Raw genomic sequence first — 10,523 nt, forward strand, 5'->3', positions numbered from 1 at the left:
CTACATTAATGCGGTTGCATTTAGGGGTACGATTTTGCAATGAATCGTGCATACTGTGCGCTTTTTGTGGGCCAAGGGACCGGGAACACATTTGTTATTTAAACGAAAAGACTAGTCTATGAGCACTGATAATAAGCAATCATTACCCGCAATAACGCTTGCGGCGATCGGGGTTGTCTACGGTGATATCGGCACCAGCCCGCTTTATACGCTTCGTGAATGTCTGTCCGGCCAGTTTGGTTTTGGTGTTGAACGCGATGCCGTGTTTGGCTTCCTGTCCCTCATTTTCTGGCTGCTGATCCTGGTGGTTTCCGTTAAATATCTCTCCTTCGTTATGCGTGCTGATAACGCAGGTGAAGGTGGGATCCTGACCCTGATGTCTCTTGCCGGGCGTAATACCTCGGCCAGGATGACCTCTGTGCTGGTCATTATCGGCCTGATTGGCGGCAGTTTCTTCTACGGGGAAGTGGTGATAACGCCGGCTATCTCGGTGCTGTCGGCGATTGAGGGGCTGGAGATTATCGCTCCGCAGCTCGATTCATGGGTGGTTCCGCTGGCCATTATTGTCCTGACGCTGCTGTTCATGATCCAGAAGCACGGTACAGGGCTGGTGGGCAAACTGTTCGCGCCGATTATGCTGGCCTGGTTCCTGATCCTGGCGGCGCTTGGCTTGCGCAGCATTATTGCGAACCCTGAAGTGCTGCATGCGCTGAACCCTTACTGGGCGGTGCATTTCTTCCTCGAATACAAAGTGGTTTCCTTCGTGGCGCTGGGGGCCGTCGTGCTCTCCATCACCGGTGTGGAAGCGCTGTATGCTGACATGGGCCACTTCGGGAAACTGCCTATCCGCGTGGCATGGTTTATTGTGGTGCTGCCGTCGCTGGTGCTGAACTATTTCGGTCAGGGCGCGCTGTTGCTTAAAAACCCGGAAGCGATCAAGAACCCGTTCTTCCTGCTGGCGCCCGACTGGGCTCTGGTGCCGATGCTGATCCTGGCGACGCTGGCGACCGTCATTGCCTCCCAGGCGGTGATTTCCGGCGTGTTTTCTCTGACGCGCCAGGCCGTGCGTCTGGGGTATCTGTCACCGATGCGCATCATCCATACCTCAGAGATGGAGTCAGGCCAAATCTACATCCCGTTCGTTAACTGGCTCCTCTATTTCGCTGTTGTTATTGTTATCGTCAGCTTCGAGCACTCCAGTAACCTGGCGGCGGCGTACGGTATTGCGGTAACCGGTACGATGGTGCTGACATCGCTTCTCTCCACCACGGTGGCGTACCGAAACTGGCACTGGAATAAATTCCTCGTGGCGATGATTCTGGTGGGCTTCCTGTGTATCGACGTACCGCTGTTCTCAGCGAACCTCGATAAAATTGTCTCCGGTGGCTGGCTGCCGCTGACGCTGGGTCTGGTGATGTTCATCGTCATGACCACCTGGAAAAGCGAGCGTTTCCGCCTGCTGCGCCGCATGCACGAGCACGGGAACTCTCTTGAGGCGATGATCGCTTCTCTGGAGAAATCCCCGCCGGTCCGCGTGCCGGGTACTGCGGTATATATGTCTCGCGCGCTGAACGTCATTCCGTTCGCGCTTATGCATAACCTCAAGCACAACAAAGTGCTGCACGAGCGCGTGATCCTGCTGACGCTGCGCACCGAAGATGCGCCGTATGTTCACAACGTGCGTCGCGTGCAGATCGAGCAGCTGTCGCCGACCTTCTGGCGCGTGGTGGCAAGCTACGGCTGGCGCGAAACGCCAAACGTGGAAGAGGTGTTCCACCGCTGCGGCCTGGAAGGGCTGAGCTGCCGGATGATGGAGACGTCGTTCTTTATGTCGCACGAGTCGCTAATCATCGGCAAGCGTCCGTGGTATCTGCGCCTGCGCGGCAAGCTGTACCTCATCCTGCAGCGTAACGCCCTGCGCGCGCCTGACCAGTTTGAGATCCCGCCTAACCGCGTGATTGAGCTGGGGACGCAGGTCGAGATCTAATCCCTTCTGAAAATGCCGGGTGGCGCTTCGCTTACCCGGCCTACCAAACCCCTCGCCAACCCACAATAATTGTCTCTGCATTTCACTTAGCGAAACGTTTCGACGTCGATCACAAATCTGTTACGTCATGATGGTTTTCTGAACATTCTTGAGATTAAACTGATGTCAGCGAAACGTTTCGCTAGTGGAGCAATAAAATGAAGAAAGGCACGGTACTCAACTCAGAAATCTCATCGGTTATTTCCCGTCTTGGGCATACCGATACGCTGGTGGTTTGCGATGCAGGCTTACCGGTTCCGCGCAGCACAACCCGTATCGATATGGCGTTAACGCAGGGTGTACCCTCGTTTATGCAGGTACTGGAAGTTGTGACGGCGGAGATGCAGGTTGAGGCGGCCATTCTCGCGGCGGAAATCAAACAACATAATCCGCAACTCCACGAAACGTTGCTCAGCCATATTGAGCAACTGCAACAACACCAGGGAAACACCATAGAAATTCGTTACACGACGCACGAACAGTTCAAACAACAAACCGCAGACAGTCAGGCGGTGATTCGCAGCGGGGAGTGTTCCCCGTATGCGAATATCATTCTCTGTGCTGGCGTCACCTTCTGAGGCCATCATGGACGCATTACTGCAACTCAAAGGGATCGATAAGTCGTTCCCGGGCGTAAAAGCCCTCTCCGGCGCGGCGCTGAACGTCTACCCCGGGCGCGTGATGGCGCTGGTGGGCGAAAACGGTGCCGGCAAATCCACCATGATGAAAGTGCTGACCGGTATCTATCAACGCGATGCCGGTTCACTCGTCTGGCTGGGTAAAGAGACTACCTTCAATGGCCCAAAATCTTCTCAGGAAGCGGGTATCGGTATTATTCACCAGGAGCTGAACCTCATTCCTCAGCTCACCATTGCGGAAAACATCTTCCTCGGCCGCGAGTTTGTTAACCGGTTCGGCAAAATCGACTGGAAAACCATGTACGCCGAAGCGGACAAGCTGCTGGCGAAGCTGAACCTGCGCTTTAAGAGCGACCGCCTGGTAGGCGATCTGTCCATTGGCGATCAGCAGATGGTGGAAATCGCGAAGGTGCTGAGCTTTGAGTCGAAGGTCATCATTATGGATGAACCGACCGACGCCCTGACCGATACCGAAACCGAATCCCTGTTCCGCGTGATCCGCGAGCTGAAGTCGCAGGGGCGCGGGATTGTCTATATCTCTCACCGCATGAAAGAGATCTTCGAAATCTGCGATGACGTTACCGTCTTCCGCGACGGGCAGTTTATTGCCGAGCGCGAAGTCGCCACGCTGACCGAAGATACGCTCATCGAAATGATGGTGGGACGCAAGCTCGAAGATCAGTATCCGCATCTGGAGAAAGCGCCGGGTGAGATCCGCCTGAAGGTGGACAACCTCTGCGGTCCGGGTGTGAACGACGTGACCTTTACCCTGCGCCAGGGCGAGATCCTGGGCGTGGCGGGACTGATGGGTGCCGGACGTACCGAGCTGATGAAAGTGTTGTACGGCGCACTGCCGCGCACCAGCGGTTATGTCACCCTCGACGGTCATGAAGTGGTCACCCGTTCTCCGCAGGATGGTCTGGCGAACGGCATCGTTTATATCTCCGAAGACCGCAAACGCGACGGCCTGGTGCTGGGGATGTCGGTTAAAGAGAACATGTCCCTGACCGCGCTGCGCTATTTCAGCCATAGCGGCGGTAGCCTGAAGCATAAAGATGAGCAGCAGGCGGTCAGCGATTTTATCCGCCTCTTTAACGTCAAAACCCCGTCGATGGAGCAGGCGATTGGCCTGTTGTCCGGCGGTAATCAGCAGAAAGTGGCGATTGCGCGCGGGCTGATGACGCGCCCGAAAGTGCTGATCCTCGACGAGCCAACCCGTGGCGTGGACGTGGGCGCGAAGAAAGAGATCTATCAGCTGATTAACCAGTTCAAGGCCGACGGTCTGAGCATCATTCTGGTCTCTTCCGAGATGCCAGAAGTATTAGGCATGAGCGATCGCATTATCGTCATGCATGAAGGGCATCTCGGCGGTGAATTCACTCGCGAGCAGGCCACCCAGGAAGTTCTGATGGCTGCCGCTGTGGGCAAGCTTAATCGCGTGAATCAGGAGTAAGAAGATGACTACCCAGGCTGTTTCTGGTCGCCGCTATTTCACAAAGGCATGGCTGATGGAACAAAAATCGCTGATTGCCCTGCTGGTGCTGATCGCGATTGTGTCGACCATGAGCCCGAACTTTTTCACCGTTAATAACCTGTTCAACATTCTGCAGCAAACATCGGTGAACGCCATTATGGCGGTCGGCATGACGCTGGTGATTTTGACCTCAGGTATCGATCTGTCCGTCGGTTCCCTGCTGGCGCTCACCGGCGCGATCGCCGCTTCGATTGTCGGCATTGAAGTCAACGCGCTGGTGGCCGTGGCCGCTGCCCTGGCGGCAGGCGCGGCGATTGGTGCCGTAACCGGCGTGATTGTAGCAAAAGGCCGCGTTCAGGCGTTTATCGCCACGCTGGTGATGATGCTGCTGCTGCGCGGTGTGACCATGGTATACACCAACGGTAGCCCGGTTAATACCGGCTTTACCGATAACGCGGATCTGTTTGGCTGGTTCGGTATCGGTCGCCCGCTGGGTGTTCCGACCCCGGTCTGGATCATGGCTATCGTCTTCCTGGCGGCGTGGTACATGCTGCACCACACCCGTCTGGGCCGTTATATTTACGCGCTGGGCGGTAACGAAGCGGCAACGCGCCTGTCCGGGATCAGCGTTAATAAAGTCAAAATTATCGTTTACTCCCTGTGCGGTCTGCTGGCATCGCTGGCAGGTATCATCGAAGTGGCGCGCCTCTCTTCTGCGCAGCCGACGGCGGGCACGGGGTATGAGCTGGATGCTATCGCAGCAGTGGTTCTGGGCGGTACGAGTCTTGCGGGCGGTAAAGGTCGCATTGTTGGGACATTGATCGGCGCACTGATTCTCGGTTTCCTGAATAATGGTTTGAATTTGTTAGGTGTTTCCTCCTATTACCAGATGATCGTTAAGGCAGTGGTGATTTTGCTGGCGGTACTGGTAGACAACAAAAAACAGTAACTGACGACACTACAGGACATCTTAGATATGAACATGAAAAAACTGGCTACCCTGGTTTCTGCTGTCGCGCTGAGCGCAACCGTAAGTGCTAACGCCATGGCGAAAGATACCATCGCGCTGGTTGTCTCTACCCTGAACAACCCGTTCTTCGTCTCCCTGAAGGACGGTGCGCAGAAAGAAGCGGACAAACTGGGCTACAACCTGGTGGTACTGGATTCACAGAACAACCCGGCGAAAGAGCTGGCTAACGTTCAGGACTTAACCGTTCGCGGCACCAAAATTCTGCTGATCAACCCAACCGATTCTGACGCCGTAGGTAACGCAGTTAAAATGGCAAACCAGGCGAAAATTCCGGTGATTACTCTGGACCGCCAGGCAACGAAAGGCGAAGTTGTTAGCCACATTGCGTCTGATAACGTGCTGGGCGGCAAAATCGCGGGTGATTACATCGCGAAGAAAGCCGGCGAAGGCGCGAAAGTTATCGAACTGCAGGGGATTGCCGGTACGTCCGCAGCCCGCGAGCGTGGTGAAGGCTTCCAGCAGGCTGTGGCTGCGCACAAATTCAACGTGCTGGCCAGCCAGCCGGCAGACTTCGACCGTACTAAAGGTCTGAACGTTATGCAGAACCTGCTGACCGCACACCCTGACGTGCAGGCGGTATTCGCGCAGAACGACGAAATGGCGCTGGGCGCGCTGCGTGCCCTGCAGACCGCAGGTAAATCTGATGTGATGGTTGTCGGATTTGACGGCACGCCGGATGGTGAAAAAGCAGTAAACGATGGCAAACTGGCTGCGACCATCGCTCAGCTGCCTGAGCAGATTGGCGCCACTGGCGTTGAAACTGCCGACAAAGTGCTGAAGGGCGAAAAAGTTCAGGCTAAATACCCAGTTGACCTGAAGCTGGTCATCAAGCAGTAAAAGGCGAATCAGGCAGTCGCTGGCTGCCTGAGGGACACCAATAAAGAAAAGTGTGGCATACGCCACCGGGTAACACCGGTGGCGCTCTCAGATGGACAACCCAACCATGAAAACCGCAGGCAACCTCGTCGTCCTTGGCAGTATTAATGCCGATCACATTCTTAACCTTGAATCGTTCCCTGCACCGGGCGAAACCGTCACGGGTAACCAGTATCAGGTGGCATTTGGCGGTAAAGGTGCCAACCAGGCCGTCGCCGCCGGTCGCAGCGGGGCGAATATTGCGTTTATCGCCTGCACGGGTGATGACGATACCGGTGAGCGCGTACGCAAACAGCTGGCGAGCGACAACATTGATGTCGCATCGGTCAGCGTGGTTGCAGGGGAATCGACCGGCGTGGCGCTGATTTTCGTCAACGCTGAAGGTGAGAATGTCATCGGTATTCATGCGGGTGCTAACGCTGCGCTGACGACGGAGCGCGTAGAAGCGCAACGTGCCATCATCGCCGGAGCGGAAGCCCTGCTCATGCAACTGGAGTCACCGGTTGAAAGCGTGCTGGCTGCCGCGAAAATTGCGCATGAAAATCATACCACTGTCGTACTTAACCCGGCCCCGGCCCGGGTATTATCAGACGAGCTGCTGGCGCTGGTGGACATCATTACGCCGAACGAAACCGAAGCCGAAAAGCTGACGGGCATCCGCGTAGAAAATGATGACGATGCCGCGCGAGCCGCGCGTGCACTGCATGATAAGGGCATCGGTACCGTGATTATCACACTTGGTAGCCGTGGGGTGTGGGCAAGCGTAAATGGCGAAGGCCGTCGCGTGCCGGGCTTTAAGGTCAAAGCGATTGATACCATCGCAGCGGGAGATACCTTCAACGGTGCACTGGTCACCGCGCTGCTGGAAGGCAAGAGAATGGATGACGCTATTCGCTTCGCACACGCTGCTGCAGCGATTGCGGTGACGCGCAAAGGCGCCCAGCCTTCCGTTCCGTGGCGTAAAGAGATCGATGAATTCTTAAGTCAGCAGGGGTAACGCTTGGCCACAATGAAAGATGTCGCCCGCATGGCGGGCGTTTCTACCTCGACGGTCTCCCACGTTATAAACAACGATCGCTTCGTCAGCGAGGCGATTCGTGAGAAAGTCGAAGCTGCGGTAAAAGAACTCAACTATGCGCCGTCTGCGCTGGCGCGCAGTCTTAAGCTCAACCAGACGCGCACCATCGGTATGCTGATCACCGCCAGTACCAACCCCTTTTATTCAGAACTGGTTCGCGGCGTGGAGCGCAGCTGCTTCGAGCGTGGCTACAGCCTGGTGCTGTGCAATACCGAGGGAGACGAGCAGCGCATGAATCGTAACCTGGAAACGCTGATGCAAAAACGCGTCGACGGGCTACTGCTGCTCTGCACCGAAACGCACCAGCCCTCGAAAGAGATCATCCAGCGTTATCCTTCGATTCCCACCGTGATGATGGACTGGGCGCCGTTCGACGGAACCAGCGATCTCATTCAGGATAACTCCCTGCTGGGCGGCGATATGGCGACTCAGTACCTGATTGATAAAGGACACACTCGCATTGCCTGTATTACGGGGCCGCTGGATAAAACTCCGGCGCGTTTGCGTCTGGAAGGGTATCTTTCCGCCATGGAACGAGCGGGGCTTGCCATTCCTGATGGCTACCGGATCACAGGCGACTTTGAGTTTAACGGCGGCTTCGAGGCAATGCAGAAACTGCTAACGCAAAAGCCGCGTCCGCAGGCGGTCTTTATTGGTAACGACGCGATGGCGTTTGGTGCCTATCAGGCGTTGTATCAGGCGGGGCTACGCGTGCCGGACGATATGGCGGTGATTGGCTATGACGATATCGAACTGGCCAGCTACATGACGCCGCCGCTGACCACTATTCATCAGCCGAAGGATGAACTGGGCGAGCTGGCCATCGATGTGTTGATCCACCGTATGGCGCAGCCCACGCTGCAACAGCAACGGCTGCAGCTTACTCCTGTTCTGATGGAACGCGGTTCGGTTTAGCTTTCTCTTTGTGACGCTCTTTAATCAGGTTTCGGCCGTCTTTTGGTTTTAACAGCATAAAGACCAGCGCCGATACCACGGTAAGTGCGCCCATGGTGATAAAGGTATAGTGGAACTGCTCAACGGTATTCGCGCTGTCAAAACCCTCATAAAACCTCAGCACCGCTGCACTCACTGCAACCCCTAAACTGATCGACAGCTGTTGCGTTACCGCCAGCACGCTGTTGCCGCTACTGGCGTTCTCGTCAGTCAGGTCGGCGAGGGTGATGGTGTTCATCGACGTGAACTGCGTCGACATCGCCATGCCCAACACAAACAGCGGCAGGATCAGCATCCAGACGGGTAACGCGGCGGATTGCAGCGAGAACTGCGCAATCATCAGACCGATAAAGACCGTCACGCCAACCAGCGTCTTACGATAGCCAAACCAGCGCAGCACCTGTGTCACGGTTGATTTTGCCAGAATCGAGCCCATTGCCGTGGGCGCCATCATGCAGCCAGCAATCAGGGCCGGGTAGCCGAAACCCACCTGCAGCATCAATGGCATCAGGAACGGTACGCAACCCGTCCCCAGACGAGACGCAATGTTCCCAGCAATCCCTACGGAAAACGTTCGGGTGTTAAAGAGCCCCAGGGAGATTAACGGCGTCGGGTGACGGCGCGCGTGACGTATATAAAGAAGGAATAACAGAATACCGCCGAGGATAACGGAGAGTGCTAACCACGTCGCGACGATCTTCTCGCCAAACAGCTCCATCCCGCTGGAGAATAACACCAGGCTCAGGCCAAACAGGAAAAAGCCGCCCATATCGAAGCTGCGCCTTGGCGTGGTGAAGTTCGGCATATATTTGCGGGCATACAGCAGCCCCGCAACGCCAATTGGAATATTAATCAGGAAGATCCAGTGCCAGCTTGCCCAGGTGACAAACACGCCACCGAGTACCGGGCCAAGAATCGGGCCAACCAGGCCCGGCATGGTGACGAAGTTGAGTACGGGAAGCAGTTCGCTCCTGGGGTAGGCCCGCAGCAAAGCAAGGCGCGCCACCGGCATCATCATCGCGCCGCCAATGCCCTGCAATACGCGGAAGATAACCAGCTCCGTTAAGGATGAGGAGAGCGCACAGGCCAGCGAACCGAGCGTAAAGAGCGTGACGGCCAGCATGAAAACTCTGCGGGTGCCAAAGCGGTCGGCCAGCCAGCCGCTGACCGGAATTAACATTGCGACCGTCAGGGTGTAGCTGATGATGGCGGACTGCATCGCCAGCGGGGAGCGGTTAAGGCTTTGCGCTATAGCGGGAAGCGCTGTGTTGAGGATGGTGGCATCCAGTGCCTGCATAAAAAACGCCATGGCTGCAATCCACGGCAATCCGGCCATGCTGCGCGCTTTTTTCGTTGTCATTTATTTACCTGCTGGTGGGTTGGCGCGGCCAGCAATGCCTGGCACGCACTCAGGGCTCGCTGCCCGTCGCTTTCCTGGATGGCATCAACTATCGCCTGGTGCAAATCCAGTTTTACCACTTCGTTTTGTGTAATAGAGGTAAAGTAGGTGTGATACACCGAATGAAATAAAGAGGCAAAAGAGGTGAGGAACGGATTGGCGCTCATCATATAGATGTGTTCATGCCAGGCCATATCGACCTCAACCCAGCGTTCGCGGTTGAAGTGTTTTTTCAGGAACACCATCTCTTCCATCAATGCGTTAAGCTGCGCTTTCTGCTCTGCTGTTCCTAGCGTGGCGGCAAGCAGGCATGCCTGAGGTTCAAGGCTGCTGCGCATCACCAGAAAGTGATCGACGACCTGATGAAAGTTATCTTCCGTCATCCACCAGGAGAGCAGCTCCTGATCGAGAAAATTCCAGTTACTCTGTGGCATCACGCGCGTGCCAATGCGAGGGCGTGGAAGCACCATACCTTTTGCCGTTAGGGTTTTCACCGCTTCGCGCACGGCGGTACGGCTCACCCCAAACTGCTCACCCAGCTCCATTTCACCCGGCAGGATGCTACCCGGGGGATATTTACCCGCTAAAATCCGCTGAGCCAGCTTTTCTGCCAGCACGTACGACAGGTTTTTTTGGGCGGCCAGCTGTTGTGCGCTTAATGGCATCGCTTTTATTCCTTAAAGATTCATGCTGATAATTATGCCACCTCGAATGTGATTGTGGTTGCAGATACATCAAATAGAACAATTTGTAGCTTGATTTCACCTCTGTTGGTGAAAAAAAACGCGGATGGAAACTTTTTTTAAATTTCCTCTTGTCACGTCGGAATAACTCCCTATAATGCGCCTCCACTGACACGGAACAACGGCACACACGCCGCCGGGTCAGCAGAGAAAAGCGAAATTAATCACTTGACTCTGAAGCGGGAAAGCGTAATATGCACACCCCGCGCCGCTGCGAAAAGCGAAGCGGCACTGCTCTTTAACAATTTATCAGACAATCTGTGTGGGCACTCAAAGTGACATGGATTCTTAATGTCTTCGGACAA

The 10,523-nt window shown here is 55.5% G+C and carries 9 protein-coding genes; 7 read left to right on the forward strand and 2 right to left on the reverse strand.

Going from position 1 to position 10,523, the window contains the following annotated elements; all coding sequences use genetic code 11:
* Window positions 1–118: 118 nt before the first annotated feature.
* From kup to rbsR, 7 genes are all read left to right on the forward strand, one after another.
* Window positions 119–1,987 carry a low affinity potassium transporter Kup gene (kup, locus tag ACWKXN_RS20435; protein WP_023309781.1) on the forward strand — a complete coding sequence of 623 codons (1,869 nt, stop codon included), beginning with the start codon at window positions 119–121 and terminating at the stop codon, window positions 1,985–1,987.
* Window positions 1,988–2,184: 197 nt separating this feature from the next.
* Window positions 2,185–2,604: a D-ribose pyranase gene (gene rbsD / locus ACWKXN_RS20440; protein WP_003862392.1), complete on the forward strand. Its 420-nt coding sequence runs from the start codon at window positions 2,185–2,187 to the stop codon at window positions 2,602–2,604.
* A gap of 7 nt (window positions 2,605–2,611) precedes the next feature.
* On the forward strand, window positions 2,612–4,117 hold the full coding sequence (gene rbsA / locus ACWKXN_RS20445; protein WP_023309779.1) for a ribose ABC transporter ATP-binding protein RbsA: 1,506 nt from the start codon (window positions 2,612–2,614) through the stop codon (window positions 4,115–4,117).
* A 4-nt stretch (window positions 4,118–4,121) separates the two neighbouring features.
* The gene (rbsC, locus tag ACWKXN_RS20450; protein ID WP_006808742.1) at window positions 4,122–5,087 is read left to right on the forward strand and encodes a ribose ABC transporter permease; all 966 of its coding nucleotides are present in this window, start codon (window positions 4,122–4,124) and stop codon (window positions 5,085–5,087) included.
* A gap of 27 nt (window positions 5,088–5,114) precedes the next feature.
* On the forward strand, window positions 5,115–6,005 hold the full coding sequence (gene rbsB, locus ACWKXN_RS20455) for a ribose ABC transporter substrate-binding protein RbsB (protein ID WP_010426610.1): 891 nt from the start codon (window positions 5,115–5,117) through the stop codon (window positions 6,003–6,005).
* A 106-nt stretch (window positions 6,006–6,111) separates the two neighbouring features.
* On the forward strand, window positions 6,112–7,041 hold the full coding sequence (rbsK, locus tag ACWKXN_RS20460; protein ID WP_454544270.1) for a ribokinase: 930 nt from the start codon (window positions 6,112–6,114) through the stop codon (window positions 7,039–7,041).
* A gap of 3 nt (window positions 7,042–7,044) precedes the next feature.
* The gene (rbsR, locus tag ACWKXN_RS20465; RefSeq protein ID WP_073001901.1) at window positions 7,045–8,037 is read left to right on the forward strand and encodes a ribose operon transcriptional repressor RbsR; all 993 of its coding nucleotides are present in this window, start codon (window positions 7,045–7,047) and stop codon (window positions 8,035–8,037) included.
* Here rbsR and mdtD read toward each other — a convergent pair.
* The gene (mdtD, locus tag ACWKXN_RS20470) at window positions 8,003–9,436 is read right to left on the reverse strand and encodes a multidrug transporter subunit MdtD (protein WP_033144368.1); all 1,434 of its coding nucleotides are present in this window, start codon (window positions 9,434–9,436) and stop codon (window positions 8,003–8,005) included. The two genes, rbsR and mdtD, sit on opposite strands and share 35 nt — an antisense overlap.
* Window positions 9,433–10,140 carry a FadR/GntR family transcriptional regulator gene (locus ACWKXN_RS20475; protein ID WP_033144369.1) on the reverse strand — a complete coding sequence of 236 codons (708 nt, stop codon included), beginning with the start codon at window positions 10,138–10,140 and terminating at the stop codon, window positions 9,433–9,435. Before ACWKXN_RS20475 ends, mdtD begins: the two co-directional genes overlap by 4 nt.
* Between the last annotated feature and the right edge of the window lie 383 nt (window positions 10,141–10,523).

Source organism: Enterobacter sp. UPMP2060, from assembly GCF_053709655.1.